Raw genomic sequence first — 19,743 nt, forward strand, 5'->3', positions numbered from 1 at the left:
GACCGATTTCCAATCTCCAGGGAGTCGGTCCTTTTTTTCAAAGAAGCAGAGCGCATATGATTGATCGCCGCCACACATTGAAAATCGCAGCCGTCGCGGCTTTGTTTCCGACGCGATTATTGGCTCAGGGTTCGGCAGCAACGTCTTCGCTTGATCCTTATGGCGAAATGCAATGGAGTCGCGGCTTCGAAGGACAACGCAAGGCCGATCTTGGCGATGGAACTTTCCTCAACCCGGTCTTTGCCGGTGACCATCCCGATCCCGCGATTCTCCGGGATGGCGATGACTATTATCTGACTTTTTCCAGTTTTGATGCCTATCCGGGTCTGCTGATCTGGCACAGCCGTGATCTGGTCAACTGGCGGCCCGTGACTGCTGCACTTAGCCAGCCGATAGGGTCGGTATGGGCACCCGGACTGGCAAAACATGAAGGCCGGTTCTTTTGTTATATCCCCGCGCGCAATGCTGAAAAGCGCTCGATTTATGTGATATCGGCGGAGCATATCGAAGGCCCGTGGAGTGATCCGGTCGATCTCGACCTGCCCCTGCATATTGATCCCGAGCATGTCGTTGACGAAGAGGGGCGACGCTGGCTTTTCCTTTCCGGCGGCGACAGGGTCCGTCTGTCGGCCGATGGCTTGCGAATAGAGGGGGACGTCGAACATGTCTACGATCCGTGGCGTTATCCCGAAGAGTGGGTGGTCGAAACATTTGCGCCCGAAGGTCCGAAAATCGTCCAACGCGGCGACTATTGGTACATGACCACGGCGGTCGGCGGAACCGCCGGCCCGCCCACCGGACATATGGTGATCATGGCGCGCAGCAAATCGCTAGGCGGCCCGTGGGAGGATTGTCCCAGAAACCCTCTTATCCGCACAGGGTCAGCGCGCGAAAAATGGTGGTCGCGCGGCCACGCTACATTATTTGAAGGGCCGGGCGGCAATTGGTGGATGCTCTATCATGGCTATGAAAACGGCTATTGGACGCTCGGCCGGCAGGCGCTGCTCGAGCCCGTGGTCTGGGGTGATGATGGCTGGCCGGTTCCACAGGGTGGTGATCTGTCCAAGCCGATGGACAAGCCGATCGAGCTAGAAGCGCAACCGCATGGAATGCCATTGTCCGACGATTTCTCCACCGACCGGATGGGAACAACATGGGCCTTTTATGATCCCGGCCCGGGTGAAGCGAAGCGTGTCAGCCGTGACAAGGGCGCGCTAATCATCAAGGCAAAAGGAATGACGCCTTCCGATTGTTCGCCGCTATGCTGTATCACTGGCGATCAAGCCTATCAAGTCAGCGCCGATATCGAGGTTGAACCCGGAGCCGAAGGGGGAATGCTGTTATTCTACAACCGCCGTCTTTATGCCGGACTGGGCTTCGGCGCTGACGGACTGATGATGCACCGCTATGGATTGCAACGACCGCGCGGGGCCATACCCGGCCAGATCGAACCGGAGGCCGAGGCGATTTCGAAGCTGAGCATCCGGCTGACCAACGACCATAATATTCTGACCATCCACACCAGCAGAGATCAACGCGCGACCTGGCAGAAATTCGATGTGCAGATGGAATTGTCCGGCTATCATCACAATGTCGCCTATGATTTTCTGTCGCTGCGTCCAGCGCTATATGCCGCAGGCGATGGCGAGGTGCGCTTTCGCAACTTTACTTACCGGGCGCTATAGACCTAAAGCGTCACGCCGGTTTTCCAGATCGCGATGTCATGTTCGCCATTGCGCTCGGCAGCGGTTTCCTCGCCGGAAGCCACCGCGCAAATCTTTGCCAGTAAATCATCCGAAGCCTTATCAAAACCTGTGGCGAGAACCTGACCGGCATCGAAATCGATCCAGTTCTTTTTGCGCCGCGCCAATTCGCTGTTCGAGGCGATTTTGATGGTCGGAGCGGGAAAGCCGAGTGGCGTCCCGCGCCCGGTGGTGAACAATATCATGGTTGCTCCGGCAGCCGTCAGCGCGGTCGACGAGACCGCATCATTGCCCGGTGCCTCGAGCAAGGTCAGGCCGGGGCGGTCTGCCTGTTCCCCGTATAGCTTCACATCGACCACTGGCACATGCCCACCCTTTTGCACGGCACCGAGCGACTTTTCTTCCAGCGTGGTGATCCCGCCGGCGATATTGCCGGGCGAGGGATTGTCGCTCAGCCCCTCGCCATGGCGGGTGAAATAGGCCTTGAAATCATTGATCAGATCAACCGTGCGCCGGAATATATCTTCGTTCGTCGCGCGATTCATCAGCAATTGTTCCGCTCCGAATATCTCCGGAATTTCCGTCAATATCACCTTGCCTCCGGCTTCGCCGACGCGGTCTGCCATTCGGCCGACGAGCGGGTTGGCGGTCAGGCCGGAGAAGCCGTCCGAGCCGCCACATTTGACGCCCAGTACCAGTTTGGAAAGCGGGACTTCGGTTCGCTGACAGGCGGATGCTGCTTGTACCAGTTCATCGACCAGAGCGAGTGCGCTTTCCATTTCATCGGCTTCGGCCTGGGCTGTCATCGAACGGATGGTGGCGCGCCGGGCTTCGGGAATCATTTCGAGCATTTTGGCAAGCTGGTTGCTCTCGCAGCCGAGCCCGAGCATCAGCACACCGCCAGCGTTGGGATGCTGTGCCAGCGATGCCAGTATCTTGCTGGTGCGTGACAGGTCTTTCCCCAGTTGCGAACAGCCGAAAGGATGTTTGAACGCCCGAACCGCGTCGACTTTCCCCGCATATCGGACTTCTGCCTTGCGGGCGATCCGCTCCGCCAGATTGCCGACACAGCCAACGCTAGGAATGATCCATATCTCGTTTCGTGTGCCAACCCGGCCGTCGGCGCGCTGATATCCGCGAAACACCGGTAGGTTTTCCGCCGGCGCAGGCTTCGCGGCAGAAGCCGGGCGATATTCATAGCTTCCGGTCGCCGATAGTCCGCTTTTCAGATTGTGACTGTGAACATGCTCGCCCGCTGCAATATCGGCGGTGGCGAGTCCAATCGGAAAGCCATATTTGATTATGTTCGTCCCGGCAGTGATAGGGCGGATAGCAAGCTTGTGACCCTTAGCAACGTCCGAGCGCAAGCCTATCTGCCCGCCGGCGAGAAAAACCGTGTCTCCCGTCCGGCCATCCGCGAGCATCGTCGCGACATTATCGGATTCGTAAATTTGCAGAGCCAGAGGCGCTGCCGCTGGATCATGGTCCATCGCAGGCGAGCCGGTCATTCACCCTTGTCGGTTTCGGGCGGCGCCACCGATTGGCGTTCGATAAAGCGGGAGCGAAGCATGGCATATTCAGGCTCATCGATACCCTCGACCGGCGGCAGGAAATCGGAAACCAGCATGTGGGCGGAGTGAGAACCCATTTCTCTTATCGGCCAGCGTACTGTGGTAAGTCTCGGCCAGATATGCGTGGCGGTGGGTGAGTCATCAAAGCCAATAATCGAAAGCTGCTCCGGAACCTTGATTCCCAGTCCGAGCGCGACTTGCATCACGCCGGCTGCCATCTCGTCATTGCTCGCGAATATCGCCGTTGGCCGGTTCGCAAGCGACAATAATTTGTGGGCAGCCTCGGTGCCGGAATCTATGCGATAATTGCCTTTGACACAAAGTTCGTCTGCCAGCGTCAGATCGGCGCTATGCAATGCATCCAGAAATCCCAGCTCGCGTTCTCTGGCTGACCGGAATCCCTCCGGCCCGCGCACAAATCCGATCCGTCGATGCCCCATTTCGATCAATTTACGGCATGCTTCGGCGACCACTTCCCGGTCATTTGATGATACGCATTTTCCGGGTTCATCGAGCGCGGTTGAACCGATCCGGACATAACGGACGCCCAGTGACTGGCACAATGCGGTCAAATCGTCATTTTCGGATATTGGTGGCAATAATAATGCGCCAATCGGCCTCTGTTTTTCGAGGAAGATGCGGACATCCTCCAGCATGTCCGGGCTCCCCCGGTCAATCGGGCGGACCAGCAGCGCAAGGTCGCTGTCCTTGATTGCATCCAGCACACCATTTTGAAAATTCAGCACCGTCTGGGCATTCGGATTGTCGTGCAGAAGCGCGATCAGGAAATTGCGCCGGAACGCAAGGGCCCGCGCCTGTGGATTTGGGACAAATCCGAGACTGGCAATAACCTCTTGAACATTCTTCCGGGTCTTGTCGCTGATCAGAGCGGAGTTGTTGATGACCCGGCTGACCGTTTTCTTTGAAACACCGGCGAGTGCGGCAACATCGTTGATGGTGGGCTGCTTGGACGAGGAACGGTCAGTTTTTTGGGGCATCAGGATTATGTCCGTTCGTTTTCCAATGTTGCACACACAAACAGCCTTGGTTGTTGATGCAGGTCCGCTGGCTTTCATTATTGGCCTGCCGACAGCAAAAAAGCAATGGCCTCCAGAGAAATAAACTTGTTTTTGACACCGGTGTCTATTAGGGAATTTCAAGGATAAGGAAAATTAGAGTCATGAGGACAAAATCCGGTCATCAACATATTGCGGCGGCTTTCGTTGAAGCACGAAAGGCCAGCACTATCTTGCATTCATACCCCGGCGAAATTCCTCAGACGATGGAAGAGGGCTATGTCATTCAGGATCTGGCTATAGCGCTCGACGGGCGAAGGGTCGGCGGATGGAAAGTCGGCCGCATACCCGGGGAACAGGTTGCAAAATATAATGCAAAGCGACTGGCGGGCCCGATATTTGTCGATGAAATAGTCGATGCCGTGGACGGGCATGTCCCGGTCATGCCCATTTTCGGAAAAGGCTTTGCTGCGGCAGAGGCGGAAATATTGCTGCGCATTGCTTCGGTCCCGGATGGCGAGATCAGCCTCGATACGATCACCGATCATATTGATGATGTCCGTGTCGGGGTGGAAATTGCCAGCTCGCCTTTTCCCGGAATCAATAAATTTGGCGCGGCAGTAACGGTATCGGATTTTGGTAATAACAAGGGGATTGTTCTCGGTCCCGCGGTGCCAGACTGGCGCCATGCCGATCTTCTTTCGATGCCTGTCAGTTTGCAGATAGACGGCAGCACGGTCGGTGCAGACAGGATGAGCAACATGCTCGACGGGCCATTTGGCTCGGTGGTGTTTCTTCTCAAAGAACTCAGACGAAGGGGCATAGAAGCTGCTCCCGGGACATGGGTTTCCGCCGGTGCAATCACCGGAGTTCACGAGGTTACGGGCGGGCAGACGGTCAAGGCCTGTTTTGGCGAAGAACTTGAAGTGGTCGTCAAAGTCAGGGCAACCTGACGCGATGCCGCTAATGCACCCGGACCGGTTATTGCCGAGCGATCCCGCTCAGCGTGCTATCGCGCGCCGGCTTTACGCAGAAGTGTCCGGGCTCCCGATCATCAGTCCGCACGGCCATACCGATCCGGTCTGGTTTGCGGACAACGAGAATTTCGGTAACGCCGCCGAGCTCTTGCTGCACCCTGACCATTATGTCTTCCGCATGCTCTATTCGCAGGGTGTGTCGATGGAGGCCTTGGGGATCGGCGAGGGCGGCGGAGCAGCCGATCCGCGCGAAAGCTGGCGGCTGTTTGCCGAGCGCTATCATCTGTTTCGCGGCACTCCTTCTCGCATGTGGCTCGATTGGGTTTTTGCCGAGGTTTTCGGTCTGGAGCAGCCGCTCTCGGCTGACAGCTCGGATCACCATTATGACCATATCAGCGCTACATTGGAGACGGATGATTTCCGGCCACGAGCTTTATTTGATCGTTTCAATATCGAGGCCATAGCGACAACAGAGTCGCCGCTCGACAGTCTCGAGCATCACGCGAAAATCCGCGCTGCCAACGAGAGCGGGGAGTGGGGCGGGCGAGTCATCACCGCATATCGACCCGACCCGGTGGTCGACCCGGAATTCGAAGGATTTCAGGACAATCTGCAGAAGTTCGGCGATCTCACGGGGGAGGACATATTCAGCTGGCAGGGCTATCTTGCGGCGCATCGCAAACGCCGCGACTATTTCGCCAGCATGGGCGCAACCTCGACCGATCACGGTCACCCCAGTGCGGCGACCGCTGATCTGTCGGCCGGCGAAGCTGAAGCTTTGTTCAAGCGGGTGATCGCGGATGATGTCGCTCCGCAAGACGCAGAACTCTTCCGCGCCCAGATGCTGACGGAAATGGCGGGGATGAGCCTGGATGACGGCTTGGTGATGCAAATCCACCCCGGGGCGTTCCGCAATCATAATCGCAAATTGTTCGAACGTTTCGGTCGGGACAAGGGCGCCGATATTCCGGTACAAACAGAATATGTCCATGCGTTGCGGCCCTTATTGAACAGATATGGCAACGAGCCGAATCTCGCTATCATTCTCTTCACGCTCGACGAAACCAGCTATTCACGCGAACTGGCACCGCTCGCCGGTCATTATCCGGCTCTGAAACTCGGCCCGGCCTGGTGGTTCCATGATAGTCCGGAAGGCATGCGGCGCTACCGCTCGCAGGTTACGGAAACGGCGGGCTTCTACAATACCGTCGGGTTCAACGATGATACGCGGGCGTTTCTGTCGATCCCGGCGCGCCATGATGTCGCACGCCGCATCGACTGTGGTTTTCTGGCACAGCTGGTCGCGGAGCACCGGATTGAAGAATGGGAGGCGGCAGAGCTTGCCGTCGACCTTGCCTATAATCTCGCCAAAGCGGCCTATAAATTATGAGGCTGAACGAGCGATCCCGGCTGCCCGCCAGCGTTCAAATCCCGGAATATGGTCCGGCAGCACAGGCTTGCGGCATCGTCCATTTCGGTATCGGTGCTTTTCACCGGGCGCATCAGGCGGTCTACACGGATGACGCAATGAATGCAGGCGACAGGGACTGGCGGATAACCGGAGTTTCTTTGCGCTTGGACAATGTTGCTATGCAGATGAATCCGCAAGACGGATTATATAATGTCGTCACCCGTGATGGCGACCGGACCACCATCCGGCTGATCGGTTCTGAATCGCGAGTGCTTGTTGCCAGGAGAGACGGAGATACGGTCGTCGAGGCCGTTGCCCATCCTGACACGAAGATCATCAGCTTCACCGTTACCGAAAAAGGTTATTGCCGCGCCGACGACGGATCACTTGCTAGCGAAAAGGCAGATGGTGACAGCATCTACGCCTATCTTGCTGCAGGCCTGAAAAAGCGGATGGACGAAGGGCAGAGCGGCGTAACCTTGCTCAGCTGCGATAATCTGGCCGATAATGGTTCCCAGCTCGAACATTTATTGGGCGGATATCTTGCTGATCGTGATCCAATATTGTTGCGATGGATATCGGAGAATTGCGCCTTCCCGTCTTCCATGGTCGACCGGATCGTTCCGGCTACCACCGAAGCTGATCGGCACGAAGTAGAGAGGCTGACCGGAAGCCGCGACGAAGCTTGCGTTTTTACCGAGCCATTCAGCCAGTGGGTGATCGAAGACAATTTCGCCGGTCCCCGTCCCCGCTGGGAAATGGGTGGCGCGGAGTTTGTATCCGATGTTGCGCCGTACGAAACGGCGAAGCTCCGGATGCTCAACGGAGCCCATTCCGCGCTCGCTTATCTGGGCCTGTTGCACGGCCACATATTCGTGCACGAGGCCGTCGCTGATCGCCATATACGGCCTGTCGTCGAGCGGATCATGCGTGACGAAGCGGCGCCGAGTGTGAGCGCTGCTCCAGGGCAGAATCTGCAGGGATATGCCGATGATTTGCTGGTGCGCTTCGGCAACCATGCCCTGCAACACAGGCTGATCCAGATCGCGATGGACGGAAGCCAGAAAATCCCGCAACGCTGGCTTGAAACATTGTCCTTCCATCAGGCTGCCAGAAGAATCTGCCCCGCAATTTTGGAGGCACTGGCAGCCTGGATCATCCATATTCGCGGCGACCGGGATATTGTCGACGACCCGATGGCGGAAAAATTTGCGGCCCTGTGGCGGAATGTCGGCCATGAGGGAATTGTGACGAGCCTATTCGGACGGAGCGGTATTTTTGCGGCATATTGGGTGGCTGACGAACGAAGCATCAGCATGATAGCAAACTGTCTCGACGCAGATATTCTGGAAAGGGAAATATGAAATGACCGACGATATTGCTGCAGAATTGGCGGCAAAATTCCTGGCAGCACCGGTCGTGCCGCTTATTGAGGCAGATGATCCGGCGACGGCTGTGCGCATTGCAAATGCGCTGCAAGCGGGCGGGCTCGACGTGGTCGAGGTCGTTCTGCGCACCGATGCCGCGCTCGACTGCATGGCGGCGATCGTTCAGGAAACATCGGGCATCATTGTGGGAGCAGGCACCGTTTTGACGGTAGAGCAAGCCAAAGCGGTAGCGGAGCGGGGTGCCCAATTTGTCGTCTCCCCCGGGCTTGTCGACGATGTCGCGCGTTTTTGCATCGACAAGAACCTGCCTTTTTTCGCCGGCACCATGACCGCGGGCGAAGTGCAGCGCGCCTATGCGCTTGGCCTGCGCAGCGTGAAATTTTTCCCGGCAAAACTTGCCGGCGGCGTGCCGATGCTGAAGGCTTTCTCTTCGGTGTTCCGCGAGATGAAGTTCATGCCAACCGGCGGCGTATCTGCGGATAATCTTGGCGAGTTTCTTGCGCTTCCGTCTGTGGTGGCTTGCGGCGGCAGCTGGTTGACGCCGAAGGATGCGATCGCCGCTGGCGATTTTGAACAGATAACAAAACTTGCGCGCGAGGCCGTCGAACTGGCCCGCGCCGCGCGACCATAAGGAGAGGAATAGTCATGGCGGAATTTCTGTCATTCGGGGAAATCATGCTTCGTCTGAAAACACCCGGGCACGAGCGGTTTTTCCAGTCGCCCGCTTTTGAAGCGACATTTGGCGGAGGCGAGGCCAATGTCGCGGTGGCGCTGAGCAATTACGGCCTGTCGTCGGGCTTTGTCACCGCCTTGCCCGATAATGATATCGGCCAGCATGCGATCAATGAAGTGCGCCGCTTTGGTGTCGACACCTCGCTGATCCGTCGAAGCGGCGACCGGGTCGGTATCTATTATCTGGAATCAGGCGCGAACCAGCGGCCGTCGAAGGTCATCTATGACCGCGCGGCGTCATCAATCTGCGAATGCGGCCCCGGTGATTTCGACTGGCCGACAATCTTCAAAGGCGCCAAGTGGCTGCATATCACTGGCATCACGCCTGCGCTCAGCCAGTCTGCCGCCGATCTCAGCCTCGAATGTCTGAAGGAAGCGAAAAAGGCGGGCGTTACCGTGTCCTGCGATTTCAATTACCGTGGCAAGCTCTGGAAATATGGCAAGACCGCGCCGGAGGTAATGACCGAGCTGGTCAAATATGTCGATGTCGGCATAGCCAATGAAGAAGACTGCCAGAAGTCGCTCGGCATCAGCGTCGACGTCGATGTGGAGACCGGCGAGCTGGACACCAGCAAATATGAAGCCTTGTCTGAGAAAGTTCTCGAACTTTATTCCGACATGAGCACGATCGGGATCACATTGCGGGAAAGCCACAGCGCCGACCGTAACGGCTGGTCCGCCTGTCTGCGCGACCGCGAACAAGGGTTCAAGCTTTCGCGCCATTATGAGATGACCGATATTGTCGACCGGGTCGGCGGCGGCGACAGTTTTGCTTCAGCCTTCATCTATGGTCTCAATGCCTATGACGACAGGCAGCAATCGCTGGAATTTGCGGTCGCCGCGAGCTGTCTGAAACATTCCATTCTCGGCGATTTCAACCGGGTCTCTGTGGATGAAGTGGAAAAGCTGATGGGCGGAGATGGTTCGGGGCGCGTGCAACGGTGATAAATACTGCCGAATAGCGTTAAAAAACGCAGCGGTGTGATCGAGGGAGAGGGACTGATGGGCGACAGGATTATAAGAAGGGGAAGGGGTCTGGCTTCATTCCCGCAACCCGGTCTCTCGCGGCGGCAGATGATCGCGAGCGGGCTTTCCGCCATGCTTCTGGCCGGGTGCAGCAAGGCATCGGGAACGACCTTCCGGGTCGCCGAAATCCATCCCTCAAATTATCCGACATCCATGGCGATTACTGAAATGGGGCGGCTGATCGAAGGCTATTCTGACGGCAAGCTTTCGATGAAACTCTATGCCGGCGGTCAGCTGGGTGAGGAACGCGATACGCTCGAGATGACCACCTTCGGCGGGATCGACATGAACCGCGTCAGCTTAGGCCCGCTCAATTCGATAGAGCCGATGACCAATATTCCCGGCCTACCCTTCATCTTCAAAAATGTGGCGCATATGCGCGACGCGATGGATGGAGCGCCCGGACGCCAAGTCCTGCGCTCGCTCGAGCCGCATGGCTTGATCGGTTTGTGCTTTTATGATTCCGGGGCGCGATCTTTCTACAATACCAAACGCCCGATCCGAAAGCCCGAAGATATGAAGGGCATGAAATTGCGCGTCCAGAACAGCGATCTGTTCGTTTCGCTGATTCAGGAGCTGGGCGGGAATCCGACGCCGATGCCGCTGGGAGAAGTTTACCAGTCGCTGGTGCAGGGCGTGATCGACGGGGCGGAGAATAACTGGCCGTCCTATTTCGAGGGACGACATTTCGAGGCCGCGAAATATTACAGCCTGACCCAGCATGTTATCGCTCCGGAACTGCTGGTCATGTCGAGGCAGCGGTGGGAAAAGCTGTCGGCATCCGAACAGGAAATTGTACGAAAATCTGCCGATGAATCGGTCCCCTATATGCGCAAATTATGGGATTTAAAAACGCTCGATGCGGAAAAGGCGGTCCGCGCCAGCGGGGTAGAGGTCAACGAAGTCGACGACCAGCAGGCCTTTGTTGATCGGGTGCAGCCGGTGTGGAGCGAATATATAAAAACGCCGGCGGAGCAAAAGCTCGTCGACGAAATCGCGGAAATGGGAGTGGATCATGCTTGATCAAATTACGGCATTCAACGCACGACTAAGCCAGGTGATTTTGTGGATAGCCGCCGCCGGTCTCGTCGCGATGACGTTGATTGTCGGCTGGCAGGTTTATGCCCGCTATATTCTCAACGCCAGTCCAAGCTGGTCGGAACAGACGGCGCTCCTGTTGATGACCTGGTACGCCGTGCTCGCGTCTGCCGCCGGATTTAACGAGGGCTTTCATATCCGTATCCTGGCACTGCAAAATGCGATGTCGGAAAAGATTGCCCGGCTCATGCGGCTGGCCGCCGAGCTGGTGGTCATCGCCTGCGGTTTCATGATGCTGATCTGGGGGGTCGAGCTGACCGATATCATCTCAAGCCATGTGATTCCCTCGCTCGGGATCTCCCGCTCATGGGCCTATCTGCCACTGCCGCTTGCCGGCGCCGCGATCATCTTGTTCTGCACCACAAGATTTGCCGGGGAATTGCTGAGGCCCGGCTGGACCGCGGAGAAACCGATCGAGGCCGTTCTGGCAGACGCGGGAGATATATGATGGAACTGGTCATTTTGCTCGGGGTTCTTCTCCTGTTGCTGGCGCTGGGCGTACCGGTCGCCTTTGCCTTGCTGACGGCAAGCGCCGCGGCCTTGCTTGCGCTCGATATTCCGCTCGCCGTGTCTCTCCAGAGAATGGTCGCCGGGATCAGCGTATTCTCGCTGATGGCGATCCCTTTCTTCATCTTCGCCGGCGACCTGATGTACCGGTCCGGCATCGCCGGACGACTTGTCGATATCGCCGAGGCCTCGCTGGGCCGGGCCAGAGGCGGGCTCGGGCAAGTCAATATCGGCGCGTCGATGCTGTTCGGTGCGGTATCGGGTTCCGCCATCGCCAATGTGTCGGCCATGGGCTCGACCATCTCCCCACTGATGGAGAAAAGAGGCTATGATCGCGACTATGCCGCCAATGTGAATATCACGGCGGCCATCGTCGGGCTTCTGATCCCGCCTTCGCACAATATGATCATATACGCCGCCGCTTCGGGGACGGGTGTCTCGATCGGCGACCTGTTTCTCGCCGGCATCATCCCCGGCATTGTCACTGGCGCCATGTTGATGGTGGTAGCGTGGCTGGTCGCCACAAAACGCGGCTATCCGGCAGGCATCTTTCCCGGATGGCGGCCGTTTCTGCGCGCGGTAACATTCGCGCTGCCGGGCCTGCTGACGGCGGTCATCATCATTGGCGGTATATTGAGCGGGATTTTCACGGCGACCGAATCCTCGGCAGTCGCGGTGCTCTACACGATAATGGTCGGCGTGCTCGTATATCGCACGATCGGCTACCGGAAATTTGTCGAATCGGCGATTTCGTCGATCCGGATCACCTCGATGGTGCTGTTGATCATCGGTGCTGCCGGCAGTTTCGGCTATGTGCTGGCGATTCTGGAGGTGCCTGCGGATCTGGCGAGCCTGATAAATTCGGCGACCGACAATCCGATACTGGTCCTGCTGATCATCAATATCATATTGCTGCTGCTCGGGACCTTCATGGACATGTCGCCGCTGATCGTGATCACGACGCCGATTTTCCTGCCGATTGTCAGTGCGCTCGGTATCGATCCGGTGCATTTTGGCGTGATCATGATGCTGAACCTCGGCATCGGTCTGGTGACACCTCCGGTTGGGTCGGTGCTTTTCGTCGGTGCGGCGGTCGGCAAGATATCGGTCGAGGAAACCGTTCGGACGATCTGGCCCTTCTATCTGACGCTGATATTGGCGCTCATGTTGATCAGCTATATTCCTTCGCTGTCGATGGCGCTGCCCAATCTGCTTAACTAGTCCGGAGACAATCCGGGACCGGATATTTTGACACTGGTTACCTAAAACGACACTTCTCGGGAGATAGTGAATGAGGCCCACCCTGACTGGTTTTATCGCCGCTCTTACGCTGGCTGCAGCGATCATATCCGCGACGCCGGTGTCGGCGCAAAAGTCGCAGGAAGCGATCAGAATATCGAAAGATATGCGACATCTCGAGCGGGCGGACGGACGTCCCTTCTTCTATATGGCGGACACCGCCTGGGCCTTGTTCCACCGTCTCGATCGGGAGCAAGCGGATCGCTATCTCAGGGACCGCGCCGAAAAGGGGTTCAGCGTTATTCAGGCGGTAGCGCTGTCCGAACTGAACGGCTTGGTCGAACCGAACGCATATGGCGACCTGCCTCTGGCAGACCTGAATCCGTCAAAGCCGAATGAAGCCTATTTCGCCCATGTCGATCATGTGGTCCGGCGCGCCAACGAGCTGGGCCTGGTCGTCGGTTTCCTGCCGTCCTGGGGCCGCTATTGGCGCGATGGCGAGACGCAGATTTTTGATACCAAAAATGCCGAAACCTATGGCCGGTTTCTGGGCCAGCGCTACCGCGACGCCGACGTGATCTGGATTCTTGGCGGCGATTCCAACATCCGCTCCAAGAACGAGCGCGCGATTATCGATGCCTTGGCCAACGGCCTGCGAAGCGGTGACGGAGGGAAGCATCTGATCACCTTCCACCCGCGCGGTCCCGGGATGTCATCGGTTCAGGTGAGCGATGCGCCATGGCTGGATTTTTATATGAACCAGTCGTCCCATGCCGCAGCGGACCTCGATACCGGGCTCTATGTGGAACATGACCGTGCAGTGCAGCCGAAGCGTCCGGTAATCGACGGCGAGCCGCGCTACGAAGGCATAGCAGTAGGTTTTTACAATCAGGGCCATGACCCGCGCCTTCGCTTCGACGACGACGACGTGCGTCAGGCTGCATGGTGGGCCGTTCTGGCCGGTGCCGCCGGCCATAGCTATGGCAACAACAATATCTGGCAGATGTGGCAGCCGGGGCGTGATCCCGCAATCGGCGCGAACCGTCCGTGGTATGTTGCGCTCGATGATCCCGGTGCGCGGCAGATGGGCTATCTGCGGCGGCTGATGGAGGAAAATCACTTTGAGACAATGGAGCCCCGGCAGGATCTGATCAAGGACGGCCCCAGAGACGGTCCGGCCAAGATACGCGCCGCGACCACCAATGGCGGATCCACCATTCTGGTTTATACTCCGCGCGGGGAGCCGTTCACGCTCGATCTTGGCGCATTGACCCCGGGGAAGGACAATATGCACAGCCAGGCGTGGTTCGATCCGCGCTACGGCGTAAGCTATGCTTTCCGGACCGAGCAGAGCCAGGGTATCCAGAGCTTTGTTCCGCCATCCAGAGGTCGCGGGAAAGACTGGGTGCTGGTGCTGAACGGGCAGAAATAATGTCCGGATCTATGTATAAACCGTGATTTGTCGTACCCCGAAATCAAAGTCGAAGAAGGGGGCGCTAGCTGGGATGGATTCAATTTACGCAGCAATGCTCGCGTGAAGGCTTTCTTTCGACCTCACGAGAGCCTCGGTCGGTTATCTTAGATATCTGGTCAAATTGATAACAAGCGCGGAAGTCCATGAAAAAAATGGACGGTTTTGGCGCCGGTCTTGGAAACCGGCAGCCGCGAATTCTTCACGCAGTACGCTGCGTTAACTCTGCACGGAGAATCCTATGCGCGGGAAATGGACAAAGACCTGGCCGGCCCGGGGATCTTCGCGGCTGATCGAGACATGATGTTCGGACGAGCCGACAAGCAGGCCGGTGACCGCGTCGCGCCCATAGTCGTCGGCGGCAACGGTCACTCGCTTGCCTTCGAGTTCGGCGTCCCGGGGCGCAACTGTGCCGGGCACCGGCTCGGATGTCCGCGCAATATCGAGCGCGTCCTCGCGGCTAACCGCTGATCGCTCGCCATGACCAATCGCCCGTACCCGTTCCAACCATTCCGGGACTTGAGCCATGCTCTCGAACAGGCTTGTCGCTGGCGGATAGGCAGACCGGATGAACCAGAGGTTGTAATAGGCGTTCGCGTCAACCAGTCCGGCGCGGTCACCGGTCAGGAACCTGCGCCCGTCCGCAAGCTGGTCGGACAGCAAGGCGACATGTGCCCGCAACTGCGCTTCCATATGGGGGACAGCCGCCTGCATCGCAGCCGGATCAAACGGACGTCCGGACAGGGCTGCGCGGTCGTTTATAAAAGCTGCCGGGACTTTGTCGCCGAGCCCACCGAAGATGATCGCGACCGCTGTCTGGAATAGCGCGCGGTCCGACCACATCGCATTGGCGTGTGCCAGACCGTGGTCGCCCTGCGGAAACAGAGATGGTTCGGGAGAACGTCGCTCAAGCTCCCTGACGATGAGCTGGCTGTCGCAGTAAATATCTGCACCGATCTGCATGACCGGAATACGGCGATAGCCGCCCGTCAGCGCGACAAGTTCGGGTTTGGGCATGATGACCGGTTGATCAACTGCGGCCCAGGCGAGATTCTTGATGCCCAGGCAAACGCGCACTTTCTCTGAAAAGGGCGAGCTATCATATTGATGAAACAGAATGTCAGGCATCGTGGACCTTTCCGATATTATCACCAATCGATGCAGGATTTAACCGAAGCGGTCAACTTGGTCCCTACAGCAATTGCGAGGTTAGTCGCCGCCACGGCGTTGTCGGCTGGCGGGCGGCTCGGAGCATTGCGGAACGCTTAAGCCATATCGATTATTCCAAACAACGCGTTGGCTGTACCAAGTATGACCATTTCCTGATTTTCGAAATCCGTTTCAAAAAGCATCTCCAGCGATGCATATCCCATTTCAATCCCAAGCCGGCATTTTGCCTGCAACTCGGTGAATCCCCCTTGGGCCCCCTGTGCGTGGAGCTGCGCAGCAACAACAGCAGACATTTTATCGTGTGAATTTATACGAACCGGACGCAGTTCGGGAATGGCGCGCATCGACACCAGCAGCGGATAGGCACCCATAAATTCTTTCGTCACCGCTATTGTCGCATGTTGGGCCGCGATGGATCGCTTGATAAAGCTCTCCCTGGTAAAAGAAATGCTATCGTCTCCAGCTTCCAGAACAGCATTTTGCACATCCATCAGCCTGTTGCCGAGGATAGCCAAAATATCATATTTATCGCTGAAATATCTGTAAAATGCCGGCGGCGTCAACTCCGCGCGCTGACAGACAATATTCGAATTGAGAGCTTCGAAACCCAATTCATCCAATATTTCCTGGGCGGAGGTCAGCAGTAGCTCGTAAGTTTCTCTGGCGCGCGCCTGCACCGGAACTGTCTTCTGGTTTGTAGATTTGGGCATGCTTACCTTCTGGTTGTTTCGCTTTCAGGGTAAAGATATCAGCCAACCTGGACGTGGCGATCGAGGAGAATACTCGCCCGTCGAAAGGTCCTTTGCAATTCTATGCCGATGCCGGAAATACCGACCATTTTTCGACAATTTGACCATTTTCATAAACAGCAATATCGCCAAATTGCAGAAACACCGCTTCGCTCTGGGTTGGTCTCAGGAAGACAAAATCGTCCGGCGCAATATCAGCAGAGGCCCCGGCGTTTAACAATTCCTGATTGCTGGATCTTCCGAAAGTGCTGTTCAGCCGCAGGCCTGGAGGATCGACCGGAGCGGCAAGCCAGTGTCCGCCATGGATGAAGACTGATTGCGCCAGATTCGGATCATATGCATTTTTCAGCCCATCGGCGAATTCCAGACCCGCTGTTTGCATATCCTTGCTACTCTTTATAACCGGGGTTGCGACAAAGGAGGCTGGCTGAAAATCGCGAAGCAACTCGGTGTCGAAATCCACAGGCTTGACCAGAGCAGAGCCGGCTGAAATTTCATTTGCAATGCCGGTGTCCTTATAAAGGCGGTAGGTCGGACTTCCAGCAGCGTTGCGGGTCATCGTTTCAGGAACATCTTGGCCAAATACCGACTGGGCATTGTTGATCGCGGCGCGATAAATATTCCAGGCTTCATTTTTAACGCGTGCTTGCCAGCCCATTATCACCGGTATTTTCGCGACATGGGGTTCATAGCCCATGAAGCCGGCAAATTTGAGATTGTTCGAGGCCTTTATTGTTTTGAGCATCGCGTCGAGTTCCGAACCCGGCTTCATACCCCCCCGGTGCAGGCCGACGTCCAGTTCGATATTGATCGGCATGATAGAACCGGCGGCTTCGCCAATCGCCTGATATTTCGCGAGACGCTCCGGCGTGTCGATCAGCCATTGGACATTCTGCGTGGCCTCGGCATATTCGACGGGCAATTTTTCCAGATAATTTTGCGCCGCCTGAGCGGGGAACGGTTTTCCGATCAACTGGCTTGCTGTGGGCATTGTTTCCGACAATGTCATCAGCATCGGCAAATTGAACGTCATCAACCGATCCGTTTTGGTCCGGGTCCGGACGTGCTGGAGCAGTTCGGTGGAGGGCAGGGACTTCGCAACTATTCTATAACCCATGCCGGGAGGGAGGTCCGACATCAGCTGATCGATATTCGCATTCAGCCGTGCACGATCCACAACCAGCGTCGGTTGCGCAATATCTGCAGCTTTTAATGCCTTTTGCATATCCAGAAAATACGGATCTCGCGGACCGCTGGCATCAGCAGGCCGGTTCACGATAATCGCCGCGGTGACCAGTGCAGCGCTGCCTGCGAGTATTTTTCTTCTCGTGATTTTCATTCCCATCGTAACACCCTCCAGTGACTGATCATGCAATGCCCCAGATTTTTCTCATATAGGGGGTGGCAAACTTGCCGCCGGGATCCAGATCGCGGCGTAGTTCGGCAAATTGTTCGAACTTGGGATAGATGCCTGCCAGTTGCCTGGCCTCCAGGCTGTGCAATTTTCCCCAATGCGGTCTGCCTCCCGTTTCCAGAAACATAGGTTCGAAATCAGAGAAGAAATAATCATATTCTTCGTTGCGTGCAGCATGAATGGAAATCGAAACCCTCCGTCCATCATTAAACGGGCTCAGCCAGGCATCGTCGGGTGCCGTGACCCTGACTTCGATCGGGAAGAAGAAGAAGTTCCGTGCGTCGGCCATCTCGATCACTTTTCGGACGGCTTTCAAGCCTTCATCCAGTGGAATATGATATTCCATTTCATTGAACTTGGTGGGCCGTGCGGTAGAAAGCAATTTCCAGCTCTTGTCGCTTTCATCCTCGAAAACCCCGGGCTTGAGAGCGCTTTGTGCGATTTTTGATCGCAGCCACGGTGCCCATCCAAAATTATCGCGGAGAGACTGTAGCTGTTCCAGCGTATCATCATCTTGAGTGGGTGCGCGTCCGGTAATTTCGCCTTCGTGCAAATCGAGGACGATCGTGGCAGCCATGCCGGTGTTCGGCAGATAATAAAATTCGAAATTCCTGTGCTTTTTGAAATTGTCTTCAAACTGCTCCAGCAATTCACCGATGGGTAGGACGGTTACCTTTCTGCGTAAATTTACCTCCTTTGAAACCTTAAGGTCATAACGCGTGATAATGCCCAAAGCGCCCAGCGAAACCTTGCCTGCTGCGAAAAGATCGGGATCGCTGCTGCGACTGACTTCCTTGATCTCGCCAGAGGCGGTAATCAGTTGGAAGCCTTCGACATAATCATGAATAGCCGTCATATCATAGCCGGTACCATGGGTGCCGGTCGAACAGGCTCCGGCGAAGGTCGGTATGTCGATATCCGGCATATTCTCGAACCCGAGGCCATGTTCGCTCAGCGCGCGAGCAGCGTGCTGAAGACGGGTGCCGGCACCGAAAGATGCTGTCTGCGCGGCGATGTCATATTTTTGCAGACCGGCAATCGCGCCAATATCCAATATAGTACCTTCGGATGGAACAAGGGCGGAAAAACTGTGCCCGCTTCCGACCGCACGGATGGGGGCGGGCGAAGACTTCAGAACCTCGATAATCTCGTCGACGCTGGTCGGAGCGGCAATCTGTTTCGGCGTGGCACGTTCGATCCCCGACCAATTCATCCAGGACCGCTCGCCGGCAGGTGCCGTGGGCCAGTCTGGATTGAAATCGGGACGCTGGAATTCTTTTGAACGCCAGACCAGATGGCTACCGACCGGAATAGCTACAGCTGCGGCTGCAACACCGCCCCCCAGTAAAACCGCTCTGCGTGACATTGACATTATTCTGTCCTCCCCGACATGAATTCAATCATCGCGTTCAGGTCCTCGTCGCTACAATCATTGCAGAGACCCATGGCCGGCATCGCATTAAATCCAGTTTTCGTGTGTGCAAGCAGACCCGCTTTCCCTCTTTCGCTTAACCTGCCGGTCCACGCTTCCTTGTGACCGGTTAACGGCGCTGCAGCATCGACCGCGCTGTGACAGGTCCGGCAGGACCGTTCATATTTTGCGGCCAGATTGCTGTCTGCCGGAACCGCGGTACGGGCAAAGTGGATCTGCTCTGCGCTGGGTGTAAGATCAACCGCTTTAACACCCGCTCCGCCTGAAGAACTGTCTCCGGTGTTGGAACCGCATGCTGACAGCAACAGAACCGCTGTTAGTAACCCGCGCATTTCACTCCCCTCCCTTATAAGATAGTAAATACTACGATTATAGCAAATCAATGGTTCTGCAACTGAAATCGCGGAATGAGAGAATGGATTTGATCAATGGAGGGCATCCGGCAAAGCTGGCCATTCGATTCATGGAGCAACGCCTTGGGGTGCCCGGTTACTTTCCTTCCGGGTGAATCGGGATAGGTGTGCCGGCTCCATCGCTTTCGTGAGTCGCGAGCTTCAACGTCACGGCGGTGATGATCGGCTCGGAGTCTAGGGCAGGGGATGTGCTTTCAATCTTTCGTCCTGTGACTTTGGCCCCGCAGCACAGGGCGATCTCTTCTTCACAACAGACTTTTGCAAACGGCGGAATTCTGCTGCACTCAAGTTCGTTTTGTCAGTCCTGGCAGAGGTGAGAGTCCCCCGCCAGGCAGAGCGAGAAAAGAAGAATGATTATTTTGCGTCAGCGCTGTTGACCGAATCAGTTCATCCATCTAGAGGACATTTCATCAGGACGACGCGGCT

General features: G+C 56.6%; 17 protein-coding genes. 10 read left to right on the forward strand and 7 right to left on the reverse strand.

All coding sequences use genetic code 11. From position 1 onward, the window contains the following. Positions 1 to 56 precede the first annotated feature (56 nt). Positions 57 to 1,685, forward strand: a complete 1,629-nt coding sequence (locus tag AACZ86_RS08630) for a family 43 glycosylhydrolase (RefSeq protein ID WP_339691428.1) — start codon at positions 57 to 59, stop codon at positions 1,683 to 1,685. 2 nt (positions 1,686 to 1,687) lie between these two features. Here the strand turns inward: AACZ86_RS08630 and AACZ86_RS08635 are convergent, their stop codons facing one another. Beyond that, positions 1,688 to 3,211, reverse strand: coding sequence for an altronate dehydratase family protein (locus tag AACZ86_RS08635; protein WP_339691429.1), 1,524 nt, complete (start codon positions 3,209 to 3,211; stop codon positions 1,688 to 1,690). Beyond that, positions 3,208 to 4,272: a LacI family DNA-binding transcriptional regulator gene (locus AACZ86_RS08640; RefSeq protein ID WP_339691430.1), complete on the reverse strand. Its 1,065-nt coding sequence runs from the start codon at positions 4,270 to 4,272 to the stop codon at positions 3,208 to 3,210. Before AACZ86_RS08640 ends, AACZ86_RS08635 begins: the two co-directional genes overlap by 4 nt. A 251-nt stretch (positions 4,273 to 4,523) precedes the next feature. Between AACZ86_RS08640 and AACZ86_RS08645 the strand changes: the two genes are divergently transcribed. The 9 genes from AACZ86_RS08645 (at position 4,524) to AACZ86_RS08685 (ending at position 14,100) form a co-directional block, all read left to right on the forward strand. Then, positions 4,524 to 5,243, forward strand: coding sequence for a 2-keto-4-pentenoate hydratase (locus AACZ86_RS08645; protein WP_339691431.1), 720 nt, complete (start codon positions 4,524 to 4,526; stop codon positions 5,241 to 5,243). Positions 5,244 to 5,247: 4 nt separating this feature from the next. Continuing rightward, entirely contained in the window at positions 5,248 to 6,657 is a 1,410-nt protein-coding gene (gene uxaC, locus AACZ86_RS08650) for a glucuronate isomerase (protein ID WP_339691434.1), read from the forward strand. Further along, positions 6,654 to 8,042, forward strand: coding sequence for a mannitol dehydrogenase family protein (locus tag AACZ86_RS08655; protein WP_339691437.1), 1,389 nt, complete (start codon positions 6,654 to 6,656; stop codon positions 8,040 to 8,042). The genes uxaC and AACZ86_RS08655 overlap by 4 nt, the downstream gene beginning before the upstream one ends. Before the next feature lies 1 nt (position 8,043). Then, positions 8,044 to 8,697, forward strand: coding sequence for a bifunctional 4-hydroxy-2-oxoglutarate aldolase/2-dehydro-3-deoxy-phosphogluconate aldolase (gene eda / locus AACZ86_RS08660; RefSeq protein ID WP_339691439.1), 654 nt, complete (start codon positions 8,044 to 8,046; stop codon positions 8,695 to 8,697). Positions 8,698 to 8,711: 14 nt separating this feature from the next. Continuing rightward, on the forward strand, positions 8,712 to 9,743 hold the full coding sequence (locus AACZ86_RS08665) for a sugar kinase (protein ID WP_339691440.1): 1,032 nt from the start codon (positions 8,712 to 8,714) through the stop codon (positions 9,741 to 9,743). Positions 9,744 to 9,800: 57 nt separating this feature from the next. Beyond that, positions 9,801 to 10,847 carry a TRAP transporter substrate-binding protein gene (locus AACZ86_RS08670; RefSeq protein WP_339691442.1) on the forward strand — a complete coding sequence of 349 codons (1,047 nt, stop codon included), beginning with the start codon at positions 9,801 to 9,803 and terminating at the stop codon, positions 10,845 to 10,847. Beyond that, positions 10,840 to 11,370: a TRAP transporter small permease gene (locus AACZ86_RS08675; protein ID WP_339691444.1), complete on the forward strand. Its 531-nt coding sequence runs from the start codon at positions 10,840 to 10,842 to the stop codon at positions 11,368 to 11,370. The genes AACZ86_RS08670 and AACZ86_RS08675 overlap by 8 nt, the downstream gene beginning before the upstream one ends. Continuing rightward, on the forward strand, positions 11,370 to 12,650 hold the full coding sequence (locus tag AACZ86_RS08680; protein WP_339691446.1) for a TRAP transporter large permease: 1,281 nt from the start codon (positions 11,370 to 11,372) through the stop codon (positions 12,648 to 12,650). Before AACZ86_RS08675 ends, AACZ86_RS08680 begins: the two co-directional genes overlap by 1 nt. Before the next feature lie 70 nt (positions 12,651 to 12,720). After that, entirely contained in the window at positions 12,721 to 14,100 is a 1,380-nt protein-coding gene (locus tag AACZ86_RS08685; RefSeq protein ID WP_339691448.1) for a glycoside hydrolase family 140 protein, read from the forward strand. Positions 14,101 to 14,358: 258 nt separating this feature from the next. Here AACZ86_RS08685 and AACZ86_RS08690 read toward each other — a convergent pair whose 3' ends face one another. The 5 genes from AACZ86_RS08690 to AACZ86_RS08710 all read right to left on the reverse strand — a co-directional run bounded on the left by AACZ86_RS08690 (position 14,359) and on the right by AACZ86_RS08710 (position 19,236). Further along, a complete protein-coding gene (locus AACZ86_RS08690) occupies positions 14,359 to 15,267 on the reverse strand; it encodes a glutathione S-transferase family protein (RefSeq protein ID WP_339691450.1) in 909 nt (302 codons plus the stop codon). A 137-nt stretch (positions 15,268 to 15,404) separates the two neighbouring features. After that, positions 15,405 to 16,019 carry a TetR/AcrR family transcriptional regulator gene (locus AACZ86_RS08695; protein ID WP_339691453.1) on the reverse strand — a complete coding sequence of 205 codons (615 nt, stop codon included), beginning with the start codon at positions 16,017 to 16,019 and terminating at the stop codon, positions 15,405 to 15,407. A gap of 100 nt (positions 16,020 to 16,119) precedes the next feature. Continuing rightward, positions 16,120 to 17,397 carry an alanine racemase gene (locus AACZ86_RS08700; RefSeq protein WP_339691455.1) on the reverse strand — a complete coding sequence of 426 codons (1,278 nt, stop codon included), beginning with the start codon at positions 17,395 to 17,397 and terminating at the stop codon, positions 16,120 to 16,122. A 28-nt stretch (positions 17,398 to 17,425) separates the two neighbouring features. Next, on the reverse strand, positions 17,426 to 18,844 hold the full coding sequence (locus tag AACZ86_RS08705) for a D-arabinono-1,4-lactone oxidase (RefSeq protein ID WP_339691457.1): 1,419 nt from the start codon (positions 18,842 to 18,844) through the stop codon (positions 17,426 to 17,428). Continuing rightward, on the reverse strand, positions 18,844 to 19,236 hold the full coding sequence (locus tag AACZ86_RS08710) for a c-type cytochrome (protein ID WP_339691459.1): 393 nt from the start codon (positions 19,234 to 19,236) through the stop codon (positions 18,844 to 18,846). The genes AACZ86_RS08705 and AACZ86_RS08710 overlap by 1 nt, the downstream gene beginning before the upstream one ends. Between the last annotated feature and the right edge of the window lie 507 nt (positions 19,237 to 19,743).

This window comes from uncultured Parasphingorhabdus sp. (assembly GCF_963975735.1).
In the GTDB taxonomy this organism is placed as follows: Bacteria; Pseudomonadota; Alphaproteobacteria; order Sphingomonadales; family Sphingomonadaceae; genus Parasphingorhabdus.

Excerpts from the sequence above, each read along its gene's own strand:
- eda (WP_339691439.1), top strand. The coding sequence starts at position 8,044 with ATGACCGACGATATTGCTGCAGAATTGGCGGCAAAATTCCTGGCAGCA.
- AACZ86_RS08685 (WP_339691448.1), top strand. The coding sequence starts at position 12,721 with ATGAGGCCCACCCTGACTGGTTTTATCGCCGCTCTTACGCTGGCTGCA.
- AACZ86_RS08635 (WP_339691429.1), bottom strand. The coding sequence starts at position 3,211 with ATGACCGGCTCGCCTGCGATGGACCATGATCCAGCGGCAGCGCCTCTG.
- AACZ86_RS08675 (WP_339691444.1), top strand. The coding sequence starts at position 10,840 with ATGCTTGATCAAATTACGGCATTCAACGCACGACTAAGCCAGGTGATT.
- AACZ86_RS08700 (WP_339691455.1), bottom strand. The coding sequence starts at position 17,397 with ATGAAAATCACGAGAAGAAAAATACTCGCAGGCAGCGCTGCACTGGTC.
- AACZ86_RS08665 (WP_339691440.1), top strand. The coding sequence starts at position 8,712 with ATGGCGGAATTTCTGTCATTCGGGGAAATCATGCTTCGTCTGAAAACA.
- uxaC (WP_339691434.1), top strand. The coding sequence starts at position 5,248 with ATGCCGCTAATGCACCCGGACCGGTTATTGCCGAGCGATCCCGCTCAG.
- AACZ86_RS08640 (WP_339691430.1), bottom strand. The coding sequence starts at position 4,272 with ATGCCCCAAAAAACTGACCGTTCCTCGTCCAAGCAGCCCACCATCAAC.
- AACZ86_RS08655 (WP_339691437.1), top strand. The coding sequence starts at position 6,654 with ATGAGGCTGAACGAGCGATCCCGGCTGCCCGCCAGCGTTCAAATCCCG.
- AACZ86_RS08670 (WP_339691442.1), top strand. The coding sequence starts at position 9,801 with ATGGGCGACAGGATTATAAGAAGGGGAAGGGGTCTGGCTTCATTCCCG.
- AACZ86_RS08630 (WP_339691428.1), top strand. The coding sequence starts at position 57 with ATGATTGATCGCCGCCACACATTGAAAATCGCAGCCGTCGCGGCTTTG.
- AACZ86_RS08695 (WP_339691453.1), bottom strand. The coding sequence starts at position 16,019 with ATGCCCAAATCTACAAACCAGAAGACAGTTCCGGTGCAGGCGCGCGCC.
- AACZ86_RS08710 (WP_339691459.1), bottom strand. The coding sequence starts at position 19,236 with ATGCGCGGGTTACTAACAGCGGTTCTGTTGCTGTCAGCATGCGGTTCC.
- AACZ86_RS08690 (WP_339691450.1), bottom strand. The coding sequence starts at position 15,267 with ATGCCTGACATTCTGTTTCATCAATATGATAGCTCGCCCTTTTCAGAG.
- AACZ86_RS08705 (WP_339691457.1), bottom strand. The coding sequence starts at position 18,844 with ATGTCAATGTCACGCAGAGCGGTTTTACTGGGGGGCGGTGTTGCAGCC.
- AACZ86_RS08680 (WP_339691446.1), top strand. The coding sequence starts at position 11,370 with ATGGAACTGGTCATTTTGCTCGGGGTTCTTCTCCTGTTGCTGGCGCTG.